Here is a 21856-nt window from a genome sequence, read left to right as displayed (position 1 = left end):
CGCGGCGCTCCCCGACGCCCGGCGCGATCAGTCGCCGACGACGACGACCTTGACCTGATTGACGCCGCCGATCGCCCGCAGGCGGTTCGCCAGTTCGGTGATCGCAGTGCCCGCCCCCTCGACGACCAGCGTCTCCATGCAGGTGTCGTGCGAGAGGTGGATGTGCTGGACCGACGTGATCAGGTCGGCCATCTCGTGTTGGATCGTCTGAAGCTGGTCGGCGATCCCGTCGACGTGGTGGTCGTGGACGACGACGACGGTGCCGTGGTGGACGGTGTCGTCGGCCGACTCCCACTCGTAGGCACCGAAGAAGTCACGCAGAGCGTCTCTGATCGCCTCCGAACGGCTGTCGTACTCCCAGTCGTCGACGATGTCGTCGAGTCGCGTGGTCATCTCTGCCGGGAGCGTGAGACTGATCCGGTCCAGATCGTCGCTCATGACCCCGGCTACGACGGGGGCGGGCAAGAGCGTGTCCAACTGCGCTCTCCCCGAGTATTACTGAGCAATGAGAAAGTATTATTTCTCCCCGCTCGGACCGGAGCGTATGCACATTCCGGACGGATTCCTCGATCTGTGGATCGCCGTCGTCTGTGCCGTCCTCGCTGGCGGGACGCTCGTCGTCGCCGCACGGCGTGCCGACGGCGACCTCACGGACACCACTGCGCCGGTGCTCGGTATCGTCGCCGCCGGCCTGTTCGCTGCACAGCTGCTCAACTGGCCGATTCCCGGCGGCACCAGCGCTCACTTCGTCGGCGGCGCGTTCGCCGCGATCTTGCTCGGTCCCCACCTCGGTGCGCTCTGTGTCGCCACCGTCGTGACGATCCAGGCGCTCGTGTTCGGTGACGGCGGGCTCGTCGTCCTCGGCGCGAACGTCCTGAACATGGCCGTCGTCGAGGTGTACGTCGGCTACGCTCTCTACCGGCTGCTGGCCGGCCACAACGAGTTCGTGGCCGCCTTCGTCGCCGGCTGGCTGGGGATCACGGTCGGTGCCGTGGCCGCCGCGCTCCAGCTCGGTGCCTCCTCGGCGTTCGCCTACGAGCTGGTGACGACCGTCTCCATCATGGGGGTCGGTCACCTCCTCCTGGGGCTGATCGAGGGCGGGATCACGGCCGTCGTCTACCGCTACGTCGCCGACGCCCGGCCGGATCTGTTCCCGACCGCGACGACGACGGAGGTGGCCGCGTGAGCGTCGCCAGCGACGCCTGGGACCGTTCGTGGGTTCGCCGGAGCCTGCTCGCGATCGGCGCACTCGTCGCGGCCTCGCCGCTGTTCGCGTGGGCGGCCGGCCGAGTCGGCTACGCAGAACCACTGGAGAACGCCGCAGAGCGCACGGGTGCGATGGCACACGAGGTGACCTACAACCCCGGACTGCTGCCGGACTACACGATCCCCGGCGTCGACCCGCTGGTGGGGACGTTCGTCTCGGCAGTCGTCGGGACGGCGCTGACCCTCGTCGTCGCCACGGCGATCGCACGGCTGCTCGCCGACTGATGGACGCACTCGACCGCACCGTCGCGGCGGTCAGCGACGAGGCCCAGTCGTTTCTCGTGACGACCCGGACGCCGCGACGCGACGGCTTCATGCAGGCCGTCGACCCGGCGCTGAAGCTGGTCGGCGTCCTCTCGCTTCTCGTGATCGCGGTCGTGACCGACGACCTCGCGATCCTCTGTGGGCTGGTCGCCCTCCCGCTGGGACTGGCGATCGGCTCGCGGATCGCGCCCCTGACGCTCGGCCGACGGATCGCACTGCCAGTGCTGGCCTCGGCCGCCGTCGTCGCGCCACAGGCCGTCCTCCAGCCGGGACCGACCGTCGCGGCGCTCGGCCCGCTCTCGCTCTCGGCGACGGGAGTGAGCTACGTCGCGGTCTTCCTGGTCCGCGTGACGGCCTCGCTCGCACTGCTGTCCGTGCTGTTGCTGACGACCGGCTTCGGCCCGCTGGTGACCGCCCTGCGTCGCCTTCGGGTCCCGCCGCTGGCGATCACTCTCCTCGCGGTCACGTACCGGTCGCTACTGTTGTTCTTCCGGGAACTCGAACGGATGGCCCACGCTCGCCGGAGCCGCACGTTCTCGCGTGGCTCGCTCCAGAGTCGCTGGGCGCGGTCGGGCTCGTTTCTGGGCACCTTCCTCCTGCGCTCGCTCGACCGCGGCGAACGGGTCCAGCGGGCCGCTCGCGCTCGCGGTGGCACGCGCATGCGACCGTACGACCGGTCGGGGTCGCTGGGCCGTGCCGACGCGGCGTTCGCACTGTTGCTCGTCGCCGCCGTCGTGGTTCGGGTGATCGCCGCGTGACGGCGGCCCCGGTGATCGAAGCGTCGGGACTGGCCTACCGGTACGAGGACGGGACGACCGCCGTCGACGGCGTCGACCTGACGATCGAGGCCGGCGAACGGGTCGCGCTGCTCGGCCCCAACGGCGCGGGCAAGTCTACGCTCTTGCTCTTGCTTGGCGGGCTGTTAGCGCCCGACGACGGCGCTGTTCGCTACTTCGGGACGGACCAGCCGGCCGACGCCGTTCGCGACCGGCTGGGCGTGCTCACTCAGGACCCCGGCGAGTACCTGTTCAACCCGACCGTGCGCGAAGACATCGAGTACGGCCCCTCCCAGCTGGGGCTGTCGGCCGCCGAAGCCGATCGGCGGGTCGCCGAGCTCGCCCGGCGGTTCGACCTCGAACACCTCCTCGATCGCCCCCCGTTCCGGCTGAGCGGCGGGGAGCAGCGCCGCGCCGCCATCGCCAGCGTCCTCTCGGTCGACCCGGAGGTCCTCCTGCTGGACGAACCGCTGTCGAACGTCGACGGCGACAACGAGGCCGCACTGCTCGATCTCCTCGACGATCTCGCCGACGACGGCGTGACGATCGTCACGTCGACACCGGACACCGACCTCGTCGCGGCGGTGGCCGACCGGGTCGTGCTGCTCGGCCGCGACGGGCGCGTCGTCGCGACGGGATCGACCCGCGAGGTGCTGACCGACGTCGACCGACTCCGCGAGGCCGGCCTCGCGCCCCCGACCGTCGTCGAACTGTTCGACCGGGCGGGCTTCGAGGACCTCCCGGTCCGCGTCGAGGAAGCGGTCGAACGGCTGTGCCGGGACTGACGCGCCCCGCCCTGGCCGCGACACCCGGCGATCGACTCCCCACACGCCGAGCCGGGACCACACAGCCGGCACGCTCACGTGGTTGGCCCGTCTCGGTGACGGTATGTCTGGGATCGTCTTCTTCCGGACCGAGAACCGTGCCGAGACCGTCTCGTTTTACACCGATCGACTCGGCTTCGACGTGTGGCTCGAACAGGAGGGGGGCTGTACGATCCTCTCGTACGACACCCTCCTCGTGGGTTTCTGCGACGGGACCGAGACGGAAACCGACGGGATCGTCACTGTCGTCCTCGAAGACGAGGCCGCCGTCGACGACTGCCACGCCGACCTCGCCGACGTGGCCACCGGTCGGCCCGAGGCCAACGACGAGTTCGGGATCTACCAGTTTTTCGCGACCGATCCGGACGGCCGGACCGTCGAAGTCCAGGCGTTTCAGCACGAAACGCCGTCGGTCGGCTCCAGCGAAGGATCTGGATAGTCCGAGCCAGCAGGACCGTCGCCACAGTTCCGGCAGTATGGGGGTCTGGACCAACGTTTTTGCCCGTGTCACCGTTTGCCAGCAGTATGGACCCAGACCTCGATCGGTTCGACTCGCGTCGTTCGACCGTCTACGCGAACCGCGGCGTCGTCTCGACGAGCCAGCCACTGGCCGCACAGGCGGGCATCAGGCTCCTCCGTGCGGGCGGCAACGCCTTCGACGCGGCCGTCGCCACGGCGGCGGCGCTGAACGTCGTCGAACCAATGAGCACCGGTATCGGCGGGGACGCCTTCGCGCTGTATCGCACGGCCGACGGGGAGGTGGGGGCGCTCCGGAGCTGTGGGGGCGCACCCGAGCGGGCGACACGCGAGGCCGTCCGGGACCGCGTCGACGACGGCGAGATGCCCGACTTCGGGCCGCTGGCGATCACGGTTCCGGGCGCGGCGCGGGGCTGGGAGCACACCGTCGAGGAACACGGTCGGCTCGCCTTCGATGAGGTGCTCCAGCCCGCCATCGAGTACGCGACGGAGGGGTACCCCGTCAGCGAGGTCATCGCCGACGCCTGGGCCGCCTGTGCCCAGCGGTTCGTCAGCGACGCCGGCCGCGAGGCGTACCTGCCCGGCGGCGAGGCACCCGACGTGGGCCAGACCGTCACGCTGCCGGGGCTGGGCGAGACGTTCGAGACCGTCGCCCGCGAGGGAGCCGACGCCTTCTACGAGGGCGCGATCGCGGAGCAGATCGGCGACGCCGTGCAGGCCGAGGGCGGTCTCCTCTCGGCCGACGACCTCGCGGGCTTTACCCCCGACGTGGTCGATCCCGTCTCGACGACGTACGACGGCGCGACCGTCTACGAGCTACCGCCGAACAACCAGGGACTCATCGCGCTGGAGGCGCTCAACGTCGCCGCGGAACTGGGCGCTGGAGACCACCCGGCGGGCTCGCCCGAGCGCGTCCACTACTTCGCCGAGGCGATGAAGCGGGCCTTCCACGACGGCCACCACTACATCACCGACCCCGACTTCGAGTCCGTTCCGGACCTCCACGACCCGGCGTACGCGAGCGAGCGGGCGGCGACGGTTGGGGACACCGCCGGGGAGGTCAGTGTCGGCGGGCCGGGACTCCCCGACGAGGACAGCGACACGGTCTTGCTGACCGTCGCCGACGAGGCGGGCAACGTCGTCTCCTTCATCAACTCGCTGTACAACGGCTTCGGCAGCGGCGTCGTCGTCCCCGACACGGGGATCGTCCTCCAGAACCGCGGCGCGTCGTTCTCGCTCGACCCGGACCACCCGAACACGCTCGAACCCGGCAAGAAGCCGTTCCACACGCTGATCCCCGGCCTCGTCGAACTCGACGACGAGGACTGGGCCGCCTTCGGCGTCATGGGCGGGTACATGCAACCGCAGGGCCACGTCCAGGTCCTCAGCAACCTCATCGACGACGAGATGCCCCTCCAGCGGGCCTTCGACGCGCCGCGCTGGCGCTACATGGAGGACGGTCGCCTCGCGCTGGAGGAACGGCTGGCCGGCGAGATCGGTGCCGACCTCGCCCGACGGGAACACGACGTGGCCGTCCTCCCGCCCCGGCAGTTCGGCGGCGGCCAGATCGCGCGCCGCGAACCCGACGGGACGCTGTCGGGCGCGACCGAACCGCGCAAGGACGGGAGCAGCGTCGGGTTCTGATACTGCCGGCTGTACATCTGTAAATGATTTCGCCACCCCGGGGTGGCGCTGCAGCAGATTTTTCACTCTGTAAATCGGGATTTACACCATGAGCAAGATGATCCGGGTTCCGGACGAGTACCACGCGTGGGTCAAAGCCCACAACCGGGACGACGAGACGATGTTCGAGACGCTCAGACGGTTGACTCGCGAACCCGAACCGGAAGCTCTCGCCGGGATTCTTTTGTCGGAGCAGGTCGACGAAGCGCGGGCAGCTGCCGAGCGGTTTGGCGGCCGTGACGAGGACCGACTGGAGCGGGCGCGGGAGGCATTCGACGAGTGATTCTCGATTCGTCGTACGTGTTCGATCTGATGGACGGCGAGCGTACAGCTATCGATCGCGGGAGGGAACTGACCGACAGCGGGGAAGTCCAGTGGCTCCCGACGCCCGTCGTCGCCGAGGTCTACTACGGGGTCGCCTACACGGCGAGCGAAGAAGAACGTCGACAGGTCCAGAACGCGCTCCTGGGCTATCCCCGAGTCGATGTCGACGAGGAGATTGCCCGGACTGCGAGCCGACTGCTCGCCGACGCTGATCGGGATGCCGATGGGAACAGCGGTGTCGAGACGAACGACGCGTACATCGGTGCCGTCGCAGATATTCTCGACGAGCCAGTCCTCACAGCAAATCCGGGCGACTTCGAGACACTCGGCGTCCCCGTCGGGACCTACTGATGAACGACAACGACCGCTCGATCGTCGGCTTCGCGATGCTCGCACACGCGACGGTCCACACCTACGAGCTGTCGATCCCCATCTTCGTCGTCGTCTGGCTCCAGCAGTTCTCGACGACGACGGCGCTGCTCGGGACGATCGTCGCCGTCGGCTACGCCCTCTTCGGTATCGGCGCGCTCCCGGGTGGCGTGCTCGCCGACCTGCTGAGCGCCCGCACCGTCGTTATCGGCTGTCTGCTCGGGATGGGGGGGTCGTTCCTCTTGCTCGGATTCGCGCCCGGCATCCCGACGATCGCCCTCGCGCTGGGGTTGTGGGGCGTCGCCGCCAGCGTCTACCACCCGGCCGGGCTCTCCTTGCTCTCGACGGGCGTGTCAGAGCGTGGCACCGGCTTCGCTTACCACGGGATGGCCGGCAACGTCGGGATCGCGTTCGGACCGCTGGCGACCGCGTTGCTCTTGCTGGCCTTCGACTGGCGGACCGTCGCGGGCCTGCTTTCGATCCCCGCCGTACTCGCGGTCGGCTACGCGGTAACCGCCGAGTTCGACGAGATGGCGGCTGTCAGCACGGACGGCGGCGAGGACGAGGGCCGCGACGGGGGGCCGTCCTCGCTCGGCGAGTTCGTCACCGGCACGCGGACGCTGTTTACCGCGGGCTTCGCGCTGGCAATCTGCGTCGTGCTGATGAACGGCGTGTTCTACCGCGGCGTCCTCACCTTCCTGCCGGACGTGCTCGGCGGCTTTCTCCCGCCGATCACCGACTACGTTCGCCTCTTCGAGCCCGGCAGTCCGATGGCCGAGGAGTTCGACCTCGCCTCCTACGTCTACGCCGGGTTGCTCACCGTCGGGATCGCCGGCCAGTACGCTGGCGGGAAGCTCACGGACCGGATCTCGGTGACGACGGGCCTGATCGGGGTCTTCGCCGCCCTCGCGATCGTCGCGGTGCTTTTCGTCCCGGCCGCCCGGGCCGGTCTCGGACCGCTGCTCGCCGTCAGCGCGGTGCTCGGTTTTGTCCTCTTTGCCATCCAGCCCCTCTACCAGGCGACCATCGCCGAGTACAGCCCGCCGGACGACCGGGGGCTGTCCTACGGGTTCACCTACCTGGCGAACTTCGGCGTCGGTGCGGGCGGTGCGGCGCTGTCCGGCATCCTCCTCTCGGCGGTCGGCACCGACGGGACCTTCCTCGCGCTGGCGGCCTTCCCGGTACTCGGCGCGGCGCTGGCCGTGGCACTGTCACGGATCGGCACCCGACGAGAACCCGCCTGACACCGCGGCGGTGTCCGGCTTCGTCCTGCTGGCTGTCACTTCGTGCAGCGACTCGCCACTTCGGGGTGGCGAAATCGGTCACAGATGGACCCCCGACAGTATCAGCGGCTTCGCTGCTCGTCGTCGTTCGACGGTCGCTCCGTCCCGCTGTCGTCGGTACCGCCGAAGAACCCGACGATGTTGTCGTTCTCGCGGCAGTACTCGCGTTCCATCGCGCGAATCTCCCGGTAGCTGAAACGATCCGCCATGGATACCCCATTCGTCCCGACACTCTTAATTATTCCTCTCATAATCCGACGATCTTCGAGGTAATGGGCGTGATATCTGTAGGCCTGTCCTATAATACTACCCTCTAGTTGACGATGCGAGTGATCTGTCGCTCACACCGCCTCGAAGTCGAGATCGACGGCGTACCAGTCCAGCACCAGGACGACCACTGCGCCGACGGCCGCGACGGCGGCGAAGACGCCGATCGTCTCCGTCGTCCAGGTGACTGCCTCCCGGCTCGACAGTTCGGTGATCGGCGCTCGCAACGCGCCCACGACCAGCGCGACGAGGAAGGCAAGCGTCGCCCCCCGGTTCCTGTCCAGCGCCCGCCGGATCACTCGCGAGATCGTGAACAGGCCCACCAGCCCGCCGAGGATGAACGTGACGACGACCGTCCCGGCGTCGACCAGTCCCGCCGCCGGTCGCCCGGTGAGGACGGCCAGCAGACCGTCGACGAACGTCGTCAACGCGCCGGACAACCGCTCGTACTGGCCGAGCACGACCAGCAGGAGCGAGCCGGAGATGCCGGGCAGGATCATCGCGCTCACCGAGACGGCACCGCCGACAAAGACGACCAGCAGTCCGTCGGTCCCCAGCGGCGAGGCGGGACCGGACAGGACGAACGCGAGGACGAACCCCGACGCGGCGGCGACCGCGTGAGTCGCGGTCTCGATGCTGAGCGCTCGCAGCAAGATCAGAGCGGACGCGCCGATCAGGCCGAACAGCACGCCGTACAGCAGGACCGGCGTCTCCTCGCTGGCGACGTGGACGATCCGGGCGACGATCACGACGGCGGTGCCGACGCCGCCGACCAGCGCCAGCAGGAACCACACGTCGACCTCTTCGAGGACGGCGACGGCCTCTCGGATCGAGACGCCGCCGCCGGGCGAGAGCGCGCGGAGAAACCGCATCGCTCGCTCGGGCGTGATCGCCGTGATCGCAGCGATCAGGCGCTCGTAGATGCCCATAATCAGTGCGACGGTGCCACCGGAGATGCCCGGCGTCGCGTCGGCAGACCCCATACACAGGCCGACCACGAACGTCTTGAGCCAGCGACGCAGGGGCGGCACCGAACTGAAGACGGGCTCGGTCGCCTCGTCCGACGAGGTCGTCATTGGACGCCTGTTCACCCGTGTACACAATGGCTCTTGTGGACTCTCCACGCTGGTCGCTACAGCCTTTTGTGTCTGCCACTCTCTGTTCGGGTATGCACGTCGCCGAACTCACCCGCGACCTGGTCTCGATTCCCAGCCACGAGGACGAGACCACCGCGGGCGACTTCGTCGAGGAGTGGCTCCGTGAGCACACCGACAGTGCCGTCTTCCGCGACGAGCACGGCAACGTCTTCGCGCGCAAAGGGCCGGGCGTCGACCCCGAGGAGGACCGCCAGGCCCGCGACGGCGCGGGCGGGACGTCGCTCGCGCTGGCGGGTCACCACGACGTGGTGCCGCCCGACGAGTTACAGGTCACCGACGGCGGTGCCTACCGCGTCGAACAACGCGACGGCCGCCTCTACGGCCGCGGAACCGCAGACATGAAGGGTGCGGTCGCCGCCGCCATGCTGGCGTTCGAGTCGGTCGACGCGACCGATCTCGACGCGGAACTGGTCTTCGTCTCGTTCGTCGCCGAGGAGTCGGGCTGTCTGGGCTCGGCGGCCGCGGTCGACGATGGGTTCGCGCCCGACTACGCCGTCGTCGGCGAGGGCTCGACGGGCTACTCCGCCGAAGGCGTCACGGACGTCGCCGTCGCCCACAAGGGCCGCCGTGGCAGTACGATCACGGCCACCGGCAGAGCCGCCCACGCCAGCGAGGTCGAGAGCGGCGAGAACGCCATCTACCGGGCCAGCGACGCGGTCGACGTGGTGCGGGACCTCCAGTTTCCGTCGACGACGGTGATGGGCCGGGAGGTCCGCGGGAGCGTCGCCGTCACGGAGATCGACGGCGGGAGCGCGTGGAACGTCATCCCCGAATCGTGTGCGGTGACCGTCGACGAGCGGACGGTGCCCGGTGAGCGGGCTCCCGTCGAACGCGTCGAGGCGATCGACGGCGTCGAGTGGACCGTCGACCAGGACCTCCCGCCGATGGCCTGCGACGACGGGGCCTTCGCCGACCTCGTGCTGGAAGCGGCCACCGCGGCACAGGACGGCGCGCCCGAACACGTCGTCAAGCCCCACGCGACCGACGCCGGCAACCTCGCGGGCGCTGGGACCGACTGCGTCGTCGTCGGGCCGGCCCAGCCCGGCGAGGCCCACACCGCAGACGAGTCCGTCTCGATCGACGTGCTGGAGCGTTGCGTGGCGATCTATCGCGACGTGGCGAGTGAGATCGCGGGGTAGCGATCCGTTGCCGGCTCGTCGCTCGCGTGTCGCCCGCTACCAGCGGTTGACGTGCTGGTGGCTGGGATCTGCCGCCATCTGGACGTGGCCACAGCCCCCACACCGCCAGACGTACGCACCGAGCTGTGTGACCGCGGGGTCCCCGTCGGCGTCGCCGTCCCACCGTTGGCCGCAGTTCGTACACTTCTTTGGCCGGTACTTGCTGTCGATTTTCTCTGTACTGTCTGTCTCCTCGATGTCGCGCTCCAGGAGGATGTCGCGCTTGACGGCGCGGATGTCCTCCTGTTCCATCTGCTTGGTCAGGCGGGCGATGAACTTCTGTAGCTTGGAGGCCCGCTGCTGGAGTTCGTCGTACTGGGTTCTGTCCGGCGGGTGGTCGCCGTCGTGGATCTCGAAGGAGGACAGATCGACGTTCGTCTGGTAGTACCGACTCAGTGCGAGGTGGTAGTTCGCCCGGCAGAGGAGCGTCTCGACGAGATCGACCAGCTCTTCCTCGAACACCGGCTTGACGAGCTGGTGGTCCACGTTGAGGTCGGGAAACGGGTCCGACCGCTCCCGCGTCGCGACGACGCGACAGAGCGGTGCGCGCGACCGGACGATCTCCAGCAGCTTCGAGGCGGCACCGTCCGCGAACCCCTGATTCAGGACGGCGACGACGACGGCACCGTCAAGTGCCGTATCGGCCTCCCGTTTGGTCGCGGCCACGTCCACGTCGTACTCGTCGAGCCAGAGCGAATACAGCTCTCCGCGCGTCCTGTTTTCCTCGAAGACGACGACGCTGTTTGCCGGGAAGTCCATCGGTCGTTCTCTCAGGTGTCTGTGGCTGTCTTCGGGCGAGCGTGCCCTCTCATCGGTCCTCACCCTGGCTCGTCGACGCCGTCTCGAACACGTCGCGTGACTTGACCGAGAACGAGTGGACCGTCGCCAGGTCGTCGACGAGCTTGTCGGCCCGCCGAATCGACTCGACTGCGTTCTCGACGGCAGCCTGCTGGCTGGGGTCGGCGATCGCCGCGACGGACTGTTCGGCACGTTGTAGCGGTGTCCGTAGCTCCTCTGCGATGAGTTCGCCGAACTCGTCGAGCCGTCGCTCGATCTCTTCTGCACGCTCTTTGGTCTCTGTCACGTCCTGGAGGAACCCGACGAAGTGCGTCACCTCGCCGTCGTCGTCGGTCACCGGCGCGACGGTGACACGGCCCCAGAACGGCGTTCCGTCTCTCTGGTAGAGGAGTGCGACGAGCGACCTCGACTCGCTGTCGTGGAACGCGGTGTCGAGCCGATCGAGCTGACTGGGCTCCGTCTCCGCACCGGCCAGTATCGTGAGGTCCTCCCCGTCCAGCGCCGACTCGTCGTAGCCCGTCAGCGACTGGAAGCTGTCGTTCGCGTAGACGATTCGGCCCGGTGGCTCCATCGCGTCGTGGATCGTGATTCCGATCGGTGCCTCCGCTATCGCCCGGTTCCGGAGGTTCAGCTTCTGTTCGTACTCTTTTTTCTCCGTAATGTTCCGGGTGACGCCGATCAGTCCCTGGATCTCGCCGTCCTCTGTTCGCCAGGGGACTTTCGACGTGAGCGACCACTCGCCGGTTCTGGGGTTGAACTCCTCCTGGTTGATGATCCGGTCGCCCTCCTCGATGACTCGCATGTCGTCGGCGTACGTCGACTCGGTGTACTCCGTCTCTCCGTAGACCTCCGGGTCCGTCTTCCCGAGGGTCCCCTCGGCGTCCGAGTGAAACTCGCTCATCCGGACGTGACGGGCTTCGGTGTCCTTGACGTACAGCGCGGTCGGTACCTGGTCGAAGATGTGATCCAGCAAGCTCGCTTTCCGCCGGAGTTCCGCTTCGAGGGCCTTCCGTTCCGAGATGTCGCGTCCGATTCCGACGAGCCCGCGCACGTCGCCGTCGTCGACGAGTCTCGCGCCGGTGAACTCGTAGGGGATCGTCTCTCCGTCCGTGGTCACGAACGACGCCTCGACGCTCGCTGCGCCGTCTTCGAGCGTCTCGGCGACGGCCTCGTCGATTCGCTCTCTGTCCGACTTCTCGAAGAGATCGATCGCGTTCATCTCCGCCAGCTCCGCGTCCGAGTAGCCGGTGACGGTCTTGAGGGTCTCGTTCCACCGTTCGAGCGTCCCGTCGGTGCCGACGAGGTAGAACACGTCGTCGAGCGTGTCCAGCAGGAGATCGGTCGCAGCTTGGTCCGACCGCAACGCTTCGTTGTCCGTCGACCCTGCTTCCTGTACGTCGCGCTCGTCGGACCGCTCTCGGGCGAGGAGCTGTTCCAGTCGTCGAGACAGCAGCCGTCGGCCGGTGTCTTCACGTAGGACGACCACGTCGCTCGCACCGGCCCGCAAGGCGTCGTCGACGGCCGTCTCGTCGCTCGTCAGGAACAGCCACGGAGTCGCCGTCGCTTGATCGGCCAGTTTCCGGAGCGACTCCGGTTCGTCCCCGCTGGCACCGTGTTCGTAGACGATACAGTCGACATCGCCGTGGTCGATCTGCTCGCCGGCCGCCTCGACACTGCCGACGGTCGTCACCGACACCTCGCCTCGCACGGCGTCGATTGCACCGCTCGCCTCCCGGAGCAACGCCTCGCGTTCGCCGACGTGGAGCAGCCGCGAGGGATCTGTGTGACTCGGTGCCATGGCTAGTACCAATCAGGTGAACAGTTATAGTACTGCTCCCCTCGTTATCGGTCGTGAAACTGGGGGCCGACACCGCCGTCGAGCGGGCTCGCTTCGCTCGGGTCGTCGTCACGTGAGTGGCCCGTTCACTCCCTGATCGCGACGGCTTCGATCTCGACGAGCAGGTCCGGATCGACGAGGCGCTCGATCTCGTACATACTCGTCGCTGGCCCCACGTCACCGAACGCTTCGCGGTGGGCGCGACCGACTGCCTCGTAACAGTCGATATCCGTCACGAACACGCGCGTCCTGACCACCTCGTCGAGTGTCGCACCGGCCTCGACGAGCGCGCTCTCGACGTTCTCGATCGCCTGCGTGGCCTGTGCGTACGGATCGCCGACGCCGACGACAGCGCCGTCTTCGTCGGTGGCGGTCGTCCCCGACACCTCGATTCGATCCCCGACTCGAACCGCTCGGGAGTAGCCGACTTCGGCTTCCCACTCGGTGCCGCTGTCGACGGTCTCGCGTTCCATACCGACGGCCCGACCAGAGAGGCTGTGAATCTTTCCCTCGTCGCGGGGATTATACGACGGCCGTTGTAACACAGTCGCATGGCAACTGAAGCCGATGCCGAGCCGGAGACGCCAGACACCTACGAGCAGTTCCGCGCTCACGTCGAGCAGCTGACGTACGTCGACGACGCCGCGGGTGTCCTCCAGTGGGATCAGGAAGTGATGATGCCCGAGGAGGGGACACCCGCCCGCTCGAAGCAGTCGGCGGCGCTGTCGACGCTCTCGCACGACCTCCTGACCGACGACGACGTGGCCGAGTGGCTGGCCGAACTGGAGGGGTCGGACCTCGATCCCGAGCGGGAAGCGGTCGTCCGCGAGATTCGCCGCCAGCACGACCGCGAGACGAAGGTCCCGAGCGACCTGGTCCAGCGCATCTCCGAAGCCACGTCGAACGCGCTGCCGGTCTGGAAGGAAGCCAAGGCAGAGGACGACTTCGAGATCTACGCCGACACGCTCGAAGAGCTAGTCCAGCTCAAGCGCGAGTACGCCGAGGCGATCGACCCCGACCGAGATCCGTACGCGGTCCTGTTCGAGGAGTACGAACCGTACCTCGGGCTCGACACCGCCGAGGCGGCACTCGAAGACCTCCGCGACACGCTCGTCCCGCTGATCGACGACATCGAAGACAGCGACGTGACGCTGGCCGATCCCTTCGAGGGGAGCTACGACGAGGCCTCACAGGAGGACCTGGTCCGGTCGGCCCTGGACTATCTCGGCTACGACTGGGACCGCGGGCGACTCGACACCGCTCCCCATCCCTTCTCGACGGGGACGCAGTTCGACGCCCGCGTGACTACGCGGTTCGATCCGGCGGACCCACTCGGGGCGCTCAGTTCGACGATCCACGAGTTCGGCCACGCCACCTACACGCTCGGGCTCCCCGACGAACACTACGGGACGCCGCTGGGAGAGTCCCGAGATCTCTCGGTCCACGAGTCCCAGTCTCGACTCTGGGAGAACCACGTCGGGCGTTCCCAGCCGTTCTGGGAGGGCTTCGCGCCGACCGTCGAGGACCACCTCGGTACGTCGGCCACGCCCCGTGAGTACTACGAGGCGGCCAACACGGTCCACCCGGACAACCTCATCCGCGTCGAGGCCGACGAACTGACCTACCACATGCACATCGTCCTGCGCTTCGAGATCGAGCGGGACCTGATCCACGGCGACCTCGACGTGTCCGAGGTACCGCAGGTCTGGAACGACAAGATGGAGGAGTACCTCGGAGTCCGGCCCGAAACCGACGCCGAGGGGTGCCTACAGGACATCCACTGGAGCCACGGCTCCTTTGGCTACTTCCCGACGTACTCGCTGGGGTCGGTGCTCGCCGCACAGCTGTTTGCCGCTGCCGAAGACGACATCGGCGATCTGGACGGACAGCTCCGCGACGGCGAGTTCGACGACCTCCACGGGTGGCTCACGGACAGCGTCCACAGCCACGGCGCGCGCTACGAGACCGACGACCTCATCGAGGAAGCGACCGGCGAACCATTCACCGCCGACTACTTCCTCGAGTACGCCGAGTCGAAGTACCGCGACCTGTACGACTGCTGAAGCTCCGACGACGTCGGCCGATTCTCTCGTTTGATTCTGTTGTGCACACCATTTTTAACCGAACTGCGGCAAACGGCTACCAATGTCAGACACCGAGCCCCAGGCGGAGCCGGACCTCTCGACAGCCAGTGACATCGACGAGGACCTCGATACGGACATCGACGATCAGATCGAGCAGCGGGTGGATCGGCAGGCGGGCTACGACAACGAGGCTGCCAGCGAGATCCAGAGCTCGATCGCCGAACTACAGGCGTCGTCCGAAGACATCGCGACGGAAGTCGACGACATCCGGGGCCGAGCGGCCGAACAGCACGAGGGGATGAGCCAGATCGCCGACGAGGTGTCGAACCTCAGCGCGGCCGTCGAGGAGATCGCCTCCTCCTCAGAACAGGTCTCGACGGCGACACAGGAAGCGACGGCGCTGGCCGATCGGGGCCAGGAGAACGCACAGAACGTGTACGGCGCGATGGAGCGAATACAGGGAGCCGCCGACAGCGTGACCGAAGACGTCCGAACCATCCAGCAAAGCGTCGCGGAGATCGACGAGATCGTCGAGGTGATCAACGACATCGCCGACCAGACGAACATGCTGGCACTCAACCCCTCTATCGAGGCCGCGCGTGCCGGTGAAGCCGGTGAAGGCTTCGCCGTCGTCGCCGACGAAGTCAAGTCACTCGCCGAGCAGGCCCAGTCCGAGGCCAGCGAGATCGAGCAGATGGTCGGTCGCATCCAGGGCAACACCGAAAACGCCGTCGACAGCCTCGAAACGTCCAACGCCGAGATCGACGAGGGGATCGAATCCGTCGAGGAGTCCGTCGAGATCTTGGACGAGATCGGCGACGCGGTCCGGGAGGTCAACGACGGGATCGCGGAGGTCGCGAGCGCGACCGACCAGCAGGCCGCCTCCACCGAGGAAGTCGCGAGCATGGTCGACCAGGCGACGGCCGCCGCCGAGGAGATCGCCGAGTCGACCGCCGCAATCGCCGAGGAAGCCGACGACCAGACCGAACAGATCGCAGACATCAACCGCGCCGTCGACGAGCTCGTCGCCGACTGGCAGGCCCAGCGGTAGCGCACGGCTTATTGTTCTCGGCGGTCCACTTTCGCCATGGTCGATCTCGATCCCGAGCAGCTCGACCGGTACTCGCGCCACGTCATCATGGACGATGTCGGGCCGTCCGGCCAGGCGGCACTGCTGGACGCCAGCGTCCTCGTCGTCGGTGCCGGTGGCCTGGGCTCGCCGGTGCTCCAGTACCTCGCGGCCGCGGGCATCGGACGACTGGGCATCGTCGACGACGACGTGGTCGAACGGTCGAACCTCCAGCGGCAGGTGCTCCACACCGACGACGACGTGGGCCGACCGAAGGTCGACAGCGCCCGCGAGTTCGTCGCCGACCGCAACCCCGACGTGACCGTCGACACCTACGAGACCCGCCTCACGCGGGACAACGCCGACGAGCTGATCGCCGACTACGACCTCGTCGTCGACGCGTCCGACAACTTCGGGACCCGGTACCTGGTCAACGACGCCTGCACGCTGGCCGGAACGCCGGTGTCACACGGCGCGATCTATCGCTTCGAAGGGCAGGTGACGACGTTCTCGGGCGAGGGACCCTGCTATCGCTGCCTGTTCCCGTCGGCACCGCCGGAGGGGGCCGTCCCCGACTGTGCGACTGCCGGCGTGCTGGGTGTGTTGCCGGGGACGATCGGCTGTTTCCAGGCGACGGAGGTCGTCAAGTGGTTCCTCGACGAGGGCGAGAGCCTCGACGGACGGTTGCTCGTGTACGACGCGAGCGAGATGAGCGTCGACGAGGTGCCGATCGCGCCGAACCCGGACTGCCCGGTCTGTGGGTCGGAGCCGGTGTTGTCCTCGGTTACCGAAGCCGAGTACGACGGCCGCTGCTCGCTCCCGGACGCTGCCGGCGACTGACGGCGCGCTCGTCGCGGTCTCAATGCTGGACCGCTTCCAGTTCGCTGACGGCGTCTCTCGGCGGTCGATCGAACAGAGCCGGGTGGATCGCCCAGCCGAGGAACTCCAGCGTGTCGACGAGGCGCGGTCCCGACCGGTTGACGTAGTGGTGGCCGTCGACGAGCGTGACGTGCCCGTTCCGGACTGCCGACAGCTCTGCCCACCCCGGCCGCTCGGTCAGGTCTGCGAGGTTCTCGCGGATCTGCGCGAGGTCGAACCCACAGGGCGAGACGATCAGCCGCTCGGGATCGTACGCTCTGATCTCGTCCCACTCGCGGGGCCGCGAGTGTGCGCCCGCCGACTCCAGCCCGTACTCGCCACCGGCGGTGGTGACCATCTCGGGCACCCAGTGGCCGGCGACCATGACCGGCTCCGTCCAGTCGAGGACGGCGACGCTCGGCGTCGACTCGGCTCGTGCGGCCGTCGTCTCGACCGCGGCCACCCGCGAGCGCAAGTCGCCGACCAGCTCGTTCGCCCGCTCGCCACGGCCGAGTACGTCTCCGATGTGCTGGATCGACTCGAAGAGGTCGTCGAGCGTGTGAACGTCGAGTGTCAGCACCTCCGCGTCGAGACCGAGCTCCACGACCGCGTCTTCGACGACGACGTGGTCGACGGCACACACGTCACAGACGCCCTGCGTGACGATCAGGTCGGGATCGAGCGCGGCCAGGGTCTCTCGTTCGATGGCGTAGACTCCATCGTCTTCCGCGGCGGCGACCTGCTCGTTGATCTCGCCGCTCGCGGCCGTCGGATCGACCCGCGAGCGGTTCACCGACGGCTGCTCGCTGGCAGCCGGGGGATAGTCGCACTCGTGGGAGACGCCGACCGGCTCGACGCCGAGGGCGTAGACGATCTCGGTCGCCGACGGCAACAGCGTGACGACGCGCATACCACCCGTTGCGACCGGTCGGCAATCAGCGTGTTGGTGGTCACACGGGGGTCCGTCTCGATCAGCTTCGAATGGCTTAAGGGCGCAAGCCGGGAAGCAGTGGGTAACTCGCTGGACGACGGGCACCAGCGGGCACCTGCATGGACCGATCGACGGGTCGTACAGGTCGGGATGTGACTCCGGACGATTCCGGCGTTGAACCACGCAACGCCCGTGGTGATACACACATGGCACGAAGTTCGTACTCCTACATTCGAGAAGCGTGGCAGAACCCAGACGACGGCAAGCTCGCCGAACTCCAGTGGCAGCGACAGCAGGACTGGCGCGAAGAGGGCGCTATCGAGCGCATCGAACGCCCGACCCGCCTCGACAAGGCCCGCTCGCAGGGCTACAAGGCAAAGCAGGGCGTCGTCGTCGTGCGAACGTCCGTCCGCAAGGGCGGCGCTCGCAAGGAGCGATTCAAGGCCGGTCGACGCTCGAAGCGCCAGGGCGTCACCCGCATCACGCGCCGCAAGGACATCCAGCGCGTCGCCGAGGAACGGGCCACTCGCACGTACCCGAACCTCCGCGTGCTCAACAGCTACTGGGTCGGGGAAGACGGCCGCCAGAAGTGGCACGAGATCATCCTCGTCGACCCCGAACACCCCGCGATCCAGAACGACGACGACCTGGGCTGGATCGCAGACGACGACCACACCGACCGCGCGCTGCGCGGCCTGACCGGTGCCGGCAAGCGCAACCGCGGACTGGACACGCGCGGCAAGGGTGCCGAACACATCCGCCCGAGCCTCCGTAGCAACCGCGGCCGCGGGAAGTAACGCTCGCCCGTTTTTCGTTTTTCGTTCACTCGTCCGTCAGCCGCCGAACTCACCGACGAGGAGCGCCCGCTCACATGCTGCCGGACAGTAAAACGGGAGGGTCGCAACTCCGGACCGGCGCTACAGACTGGGAGCGTCAGGCCGGCTGGCTCGAATCTCGGACGCCGACTGGCGTCTCCGCGGCGGGCGACGGCTCGGAGATCGCACTGACCGCGTAGAACGCGGCCTCGGGATCGTGGTGGCGACGCCAGTGCCACCAGGTCCGGGCCAGCAGCCAGAGTCGTCGACGGCGGGTGAGTTCGGGCGTCTCGGTGAGCACGTCGTAGCCCCGTGCTCTGATGAGTCGGTGGTGTTCGGCGTACAGCACCGCCGACAGGAGCACGGCGAACTGGCTGTCTTCGGGGAGGTACCTGATCCCGGCGACACCCTCGTGGTACAGCTGTTCTGTCCGGGCCAGCTCCGTCTGCATCACTGCCCGAAAGTCGTCGGTGACGTTCGCCTCGGCGAGGTCGTCCTCGGTGACGCCGTGTTCCGCAAGCGTCGCCTGGGGCAGGTAGACCCGACCGTACTCGTGGATGTCCTCGCGCACGTCTCGGAGGAAGTTCGTCAGCTGGAACGCCTCGGCCAGCGCCGCGGCGTGTGGCCGCGCCGTCTCCTGCTGTTCGACGTCCATCACGTCCATCATCATGTTGCCGACGGCGACGGCCGACCCGCGCATGTACTCCACGAGGTCCTCGAACGTCTCGTAGCGAGCCTGGGCGATGTCCATCTCCATCGCGTCGATGAAGACGTTGACCTCCTCGTCGGGGATGTCGTGACGCTCGCGTAACTCCGCGAACGCTTCCAGCACCGCCGCGTCCTCGCCCGTCGCCGAGGCGTGGCCGAGGGCGGCCTCTCGGATCTCTTCGAGGCGCTCGTGCTGGACCGCCGCCCCCGGACCGTCGGGCTGGTCGACCACGTCGTCGGCCACCCGGAAGAACGCGTAGAGGACGTACGTGGCGTGGCGGATCCGCTTGGGGAGCACGCGGGTCGCCAGGTGGAAGGTCCGGCCAGTGCGCTGTTGAATCGATTTACTCGTCTTGATATCGTCAGTGTCTACCATTGGAAGTGCATTTTGTCGGGATCTACAGGCGGTGCCAGTCGTCGAATCCGGTTGCCTCGTCGGGATTGAAACGGTCGACCGACGAGAGTGAGATGGTCACGTGACTGTTATATACGGTAACCAGACTCATAAAACGTGTGCCCAACCAGGTTGGCGAGATCCCGCCGTCTGCACTCGCTCGCGGTCTGTCCCCACCGCTTCGATGCACCGATCACCAGCGGTTCCGACGCACAGAGGTTGCTCGCCCGTCCGTCTCAGGTCCCGTCGATCGGCGGATTGAAGTACAGCGTGTCGGCGAGCGCGAGGACGCCGACCAGCGAACTGGCCGGCAACACCGTTCGGAGCGGGATGCCAAAGAGGACGTTCGACAGCAGCGCGACGACGAAGGCCGTCGGAATGACGGCCAGCACGAGGTCGTACCGCGACAACGCAGTTCGATTACTGTTCCGAGGCAGTCTCCGTTTCGTACTGGCAGTCATCACTATTCACCTCCTCGTGTGTCTCTACGCGCGATTCTCACTAAAATCTGACGCCGATAAACCGCTCCGAACACACCCCGTGGTCACGCGACACACTCTCGAATATGTCTCGTATAATTCTAATATTATTAGTCCGCGCTCACTCATCGATGGGCTTTCCACTCTCCAAGCTGTGAAAAATACTCTCCGGGAACTGCAGTATTTATTTGGCGGGGGCCCGCCGTACACTGCATGGACAGAACGGGGGACGAGTACTCGGTGGGAAACGGGGGACACGACATGGGCCCACTGACTGCGGCGGCGGCGATCGTGGGGAAAAAGTGGCACCCACGCATCGTCGTCGAGTTGCTGCGCGACGGACCGCTCGGTTTCAACGACCTGAAAGAGAGCGTGGACGGGATCTCGGACAAGGTCCTCTCCGAGAGCCTCGACGACCTACAGGAACGCGATATCGTCCACCGGACCGTCATCGACGACAAGCCGGTCCGGGTGGAGTACTCGCTGACGGAGTGGGGCGAAGAGCTGGAGCAAGTGGTCACTGCGATGGACGAGTGGGGCACGCGATATCTCGACCGCACCGACGATTCTGGGGAGTGAGTCGTCGTCCGAAACCGCACTGATCGGCGACTCACAGAACGGACCGCTCGTTGTGCCGATCAGTCCTCACTCGCACTGATCGACGACTTACAGAACGGACTGCTCGCTGGGTCGATCAGTCCTCGTCCACTACTTCCAGCCCGCGATTGTTCACCGCAGAGGGATCGAGCCCGATCTCTTCGAGGAACTGCTTGTACTCGCGCTCGCAGGTCTCGGCCGCCTTCTGCTTGTCGCTGGCGCGATCACACAGCGCGATCAGGTCCTCTGGCACGTCGTTCGTGTAGACGATCCAGTGGTTGATCAGGTCCGAGAGCCGTCGGATCGGCGAAGTGAAGTGCCCGTAGATCTCGAAGTTCAGGGCGTGGTGGCCGCCGAAGGGGTCGTTCATGTACTTTGCGCGGGGCATCACCTTCATGACGGCCCACTGGATCTTGTCCAGCTGTCGGCCCGGTGCCTGCTCCAGCGTCGCGTTGACGGCCTTCCGTGGGTCGTCCCAGGCGTCGCCGGGGATCGAGACGCCGTCGAGTTCCTGGATCTCGACGAGGGCCTCGTCCCACTCTTCGGGGCTGGGCTGGGGGTGGACCCGATACATCGCCTCGACGCCGCGATCCCACATCAGCTCGTGCGTGACGGCCTTGTTGGCCTTGAGCATACACTCCTCGATGATGGTGTGGGCGCGGTCTCGGGCGGGGTTGAGCACGAGCGATCCCTCCTCCTTGCGCTGCTCGTGCATCGCGTCCGCGAGGTTCCAGATGAGTTCGGTCTTTTCGGCCAGATCGACGCGCTGGTCTTCGAGCAGGTCCGCGGCCGTCTCGGGCTCGTCGAGCAGGCGCTCGGCCTCGGTGTAGGTGAGCCGGGCGTCGCTGCGGATCACCGACTTGTAGATGTCGATCTCCTCGTAGCCCAGATCGTCCTTGTCGAGGTGCATCTCGACGGTGTGGGCCAGCCGATCCTCGTTGGGGACGAGCGAACAGACCGTCTCGGCCAGCATCGGCGGCAGCATGTGGATGGTGTAGCCGGGCAGGTAGACGGTGTTGCCTCGCTCGACGGCCTCCTCCCACATCGCCGTGTCCGGGTTGACGTAGTGGGTCACGTCGGCGATGTGGACCCACAGGACGTACTCGTCGTCTCGCTCCTCGACGGAGATGGCGTCGTCGAAGTCCTGTGCGTCGATCGGGTCCGTGGTCCACGTCGTCAGCTCTCGCAGGTCCTCGCGCTCGTCGACCTCGTCGGCGATCTCGGCCTGCACGTCGGTGGTCCGCGCTTCGGCCTCCTCCATCACCTCGGGCGGGAACGCGTCGCGGATCTCGAACTTCTCGAACAGCTCCTCGCGCTTGTTGGCCATGTGACGGGCCATCTCCTCGTCGATCTCGACGGGGCCTTGCCCCTCCGGCGTGCCGGCCTCGGCCTGCGCGTCCTCGTCTGTCATGGCGCTG

At 67.2% G+C, this 21856-nt stretch carries 25 protein-coding genes; 15 read left to right on the top strand and 10 right to left on the bottom strand.

What is annotated here, in order from left to right; genetic code table 11:
- Positions 1-27: 27 nt before the first annotated feature.
- On the bottom strand, positions 28-438 hold the full coding sequence (gene nikR, locus IL252_RS05570) for a nickel-responsive transcriptional regulator NikR (protein ID WP_012807829.1): 411 nt from the start codon (positions 436-438) through the stop codon (positions 28-30).
- 106 nt (positions 439-544) lie between these two features.
- Between nikR and IL252_RS05565 the strand changes: the two genes are divergently transcribed.
- The 9 genes from IL252_RS05565 (at position 545) to IL252_RS05525 (ending at position 7227) form a co-directional block, all read left to right on the top strand.
- On the top strand, positions 545-1186 hold the full coding sequence (locus tag IL252_RS05565; protein ID WP_208627195.1) for an energy-coupling factor ABC transporter permease: 642 nt from the start codon (positions 545-547) through the stop codon (positions 1184-1186).
- Positions 1183-1491 (top strand): PDGLE domain-containing protein, encoded by a 309-nt coding sequence (locus IL252_RS05560; protein ID WP_208627194.1) that lies wholly within the window; start codon positions 1183-1185, stop codon positions 1489-1491. Before IL252_RS05565 ends, IL252_RS05560 begins: the two co-directional genes overlap by 4 nt.
- Entirely contained in the window at positions 1491-2288 is a 798-nt protein-coding gene (gene cbiQ / locus IL252_RS05555; RefSeq protein ID WP_208627193.1) for a cobalt ECF transporter T component CbiQ, read from the top strand. Before IL252_RS05560 ends, cbiQ begins: the two co-directional genes overlap by 1 nt.
- Positions 2285-3091: an energy-coupling factor ABC transporter ATP-binding protein gene (locus tag IL252_RS05550; RefSeq protein WP_208627192.1), complete on the top strand. Its 807-nt coding sequence runs from the start codon at positions 2285-2287 to the stop codon at positions 3089-3091. The genes cbiQ and IL252_RS05550 overlap by 4 nt, the downstream gene beginning before the upstream one ends.
- A gap of 103 nt (positions 3092-3194) precedes the next feature.
- Positions 3195-3569: a VOC family protein gene (locus IL252_RS05545; RefSeq protein WP_208627191.1), complete on the top strand. Its 375-nt coding sequence runs from the start codon at positions 3195-3197 to the stop codon at positions 3567-3569.
- Between the two features lie 86 nt (positions 3570-3655).
- A complete protein-coding gene (ggt, locus tag IL252_RS05540; protein WP_208627190.1) occupies positions 3656-5251 on the top strand; it encodes a gamma-glutamyltransferase in 1596 nt (531 codons plus the stop codon).
- A gap of 88 nt (positions 5252-5339) precedes the next feature.
- Positions 5340-5573, top strand: coding sequence for a hypothetical protein (locus tag IL252_RS05535; RefSeq protein WP_208627189.1), 234 nt, complete (start codon positions 5340-5342; stop codon positions 5571-5573).
- The gene (locus IL252_RS05530; protein ID WP_208627188.1) at positions 5570-5965 is read left to right on the top strand and encodes a PIN domain-containing protein; all 396 of its coding nucleotides are present in this window, start codon (positions 5570-5572) and stop codon (positions 5963-5965) included. Before IL252_RS05535 ends, IL252_RS05530 begins: the two co-directional genes overlap by 4 nt.
- On the top strand, positions 5965-7227 hold the full coding sequence (locus tag IL252_RS05525; protein WP_208627187.1) for an MFS transporter: 1263 nt from the start codon (positions 5965-5967) through the stop codon (positions 7225-7227). Before IL252_RS05530 ends, IL252_RS05525 begins: the two co-directional genes overlap by 1 nt.
- 101 nt (positions 7228-7328) lie before the next feature.
- On the opposite strand, the gene IL252_RS05520 is transcribed toward IL252_RS05525, so the two are convergent.
- Together IL252_RS05520 and IL252_RS05515 are read right to left on the bottom strand one after the other, a co-directional pair.
- Positions 7329-7475, bottom strand: a complete 147-nt coding sequence (locus IL252_RS05520) for a hypothetical protein (protein ID WP_208627186.1) — start codon at positions 7473-7475, stop codon at positions 7329-7331.
- A 132-nt stretch (positions 7476-7607) separates the two neighbouring features.
- Positions 7608-8609, bottom strand: coding sequence for a DUF368 domain-containing protein (locus IL252_RS05515; RefSeq protein ID WP_208627185.1), 1002 nt, complete (start codon positions 8607-8609; stop codon positions 7608-7610).
- 92 nt (positions 8610-8701) lie between these two features.
- On the opposite strand from IL252_RS05515, the gene IL252_RS05510 reads away from it, so the two are divergent.
- Positions 8702-9829, top strand: a complete 1128-nt coding sequence (locus IL252_RS05510) for a M20 family metallopeptidase (protein ID WP_208627184.1) — start codon at positions 8702-8704, stop codon at positions 9827-9829.
- A gap of 36 nt (positions 9830-9865) precedes the next feature.
- Here IL252_RS05510 and IL252_RS05505 read toward each other — a convergent pair whose 3' ends face one another.
- The 3 genes from IL252_RS05505 to IL252_RS05495 form a co-directional block, all read right to left on the bottom strand.
- Positions 9866-10627, bottom strand: coding sequence for a response regulator receiver protein (locus IL252_RS05505; RefSeq protein ID WP_208627183.1), 762 nt, complete (start codon positions 10625-10627; stop codon positions 9866-9868).
- Between the two features lie 49 nt (positions 10628-10676).
- Positions 10677-12464, bottom strand: a complete 1788-nt coding sequence (locus IL252_RS05500; protein WP_208627182.1) for a PAS domain S-box protein — start codon at positions 12462-12464, stop codon at positions 10677-10679.
- 125 nt (positions 12465-12589) lie between these two features.
- Positions 12590-12976 (bottom strand): RidA family protein, encoded by a 387-nt coding sequence (locus tag IL252_RS05495; RefSeq protein ID WP_208627181.1) that lies wholly within the window; start codon positions 12974-12976, stop codon positions 12590-12592.
- A gap of 78 nt (positions 12977-13054) precedes the next feature.
- On the opposite strand from IL252_RS05495, the gene IL252_RS05490 reads away from it, so the two are divergent.
- The 3 genes from IL252_RS05490 to moeB all read left to right on the top strand — a co-directional run bounded on the left by IL252_RS05490 (position 13055) and on the right by moeB (position 16496).
- Positions 13055-14566, top strand: a complete 1512-nt coding sequence (locus tag IL252_RS05490) for a carboxypeptidase M32 (RefSeq protein ID WP_208627180.1) — start codon at positions 13055-13057, stop codon at positions 14564-14566.
- An 82-nt stretch (positions 14567-14648) separates the two neighbouring features.
- Positions 14649-15638, top strand: coding sequence for a methyl-accepting chemotaxis protein (locus IL252_RS05485; RefSeq protein ID WP_208627179.1), 990 nt, complete (start codon positions 14649-14651; stop codon positions 15636-15638).
- Between the two features lie 36 nt (positions 15639-15674).
- Positions 15675-16496, top strand: a complete 822-nt coding sequence (moeB, locus tag IL252_RS05480) for a molybdopterin-synthase adenylyltransferase MoeB (protein WP_208627178.1) — start codon at positions 15675-15677, stop codon at positions 16494-16496.
- A 19-nt stretch (positions 16497-16515) separates the two neighbouring features.
- Here moeB and IL252_RS05475 read toward each other — a convergent pair whose 3' ends face one another.
- The gene (locus IL252_RS05475) at positions 16516-17424 is read right to left on the bottom strand and encodes a cobalamin-binding protein (RefSeq protein ID WP_208627177.1); all 909 of its coding nucleotides are present in this window, start codon (positions 17422-17424) and stop codon (positions 16516-16518) included.
- Between the two features lie 227 nt (positions 17425-17651).
- Between IL252_RS05475 and IL252_RS05470 the strand changes: the two genes are divergently transcribed.
- Positions 17652-18242, top strand: a complete 591-nt coding sequence (locus IL252_RS05470; protein WP_012807807.1) for a 50S ribosomal protein L15e — start codon at positions 17652-17654, stop codon at positions 18240-18242.
- Between the two features lie 136 nt (positions 18243-18378).
- Here IL252_RS05470 and IL252_RS05465 read toward each other — a convergent pair whose 3' ends face one another.
- The gene (locus tag IL252_RS05465) at positions 18379-19344 is read right to left on the bottom strand and encodes a phytoene/squalene synthase family protein (protein WP_208627176.1); all 966 of its coding nucleotides are present in this window, start codon (positions 19342-19344) and stop codon (positions 18379-18381) included.
- A gap of 254 nt (positions 19345-19598) precedes the next feature.
- Positions 19599-19772 (bottom strand): hypothetical protein, encoded by a 174-nt coding sequence (locus IL252_RS05460; RefSeq protein WP_170092570.1) that lies wholly within the window; start codon positions 19770-19772, stop codon positions 19599-19601.
- A 282-nt stretch (positions 19773-20054) separates the two neighbouring features.
- On the opposite strand from IL252_RS05460, the gene IL252_RS05455 reads away from it, so the two are divergent.
- Positions 20055-20420, top strand: coding sequence for a helix-turn-helix domain-containing protein (locus tag IL252_RS05455; RefSeq protein WP_208627175.1), 366 nt, complete (start codon positions 20055-20057; stop codon positions 20418-20420).
- Between the two features lie 115 nt (positions 20421-20535).
- On the opposite strand, the gene IL252_RS05450 is transcribed toward IL252_RS05455, so the two are convergent.
- Positions 20536-21849 (bottom strand): ribonuclease R family protein, encoded by a 1314-nt coding sequence (locus tag IL252_RS05450; protein WP_170092568.1) that lies wholly within the window; start codon positions 21847-21849, stop codon positions 20536-20538.
- Between the last annotated feature and the right edge of the window lie 7 nt (positions 21850-21856).

It is taken from the genome of Halomicrobium sp. IBSBa (assembly GCF_017612575.1).
Classification (GTDB): Archaea; Halobacteriota; Halobacteria; order Halobacteriales; family Haloarculaceae; genus Halomicrobium.
Note: the sequence above shows the minus strand (reverse complement) of the source record. Positions and strands in the feature narration are given on the sequence as shown.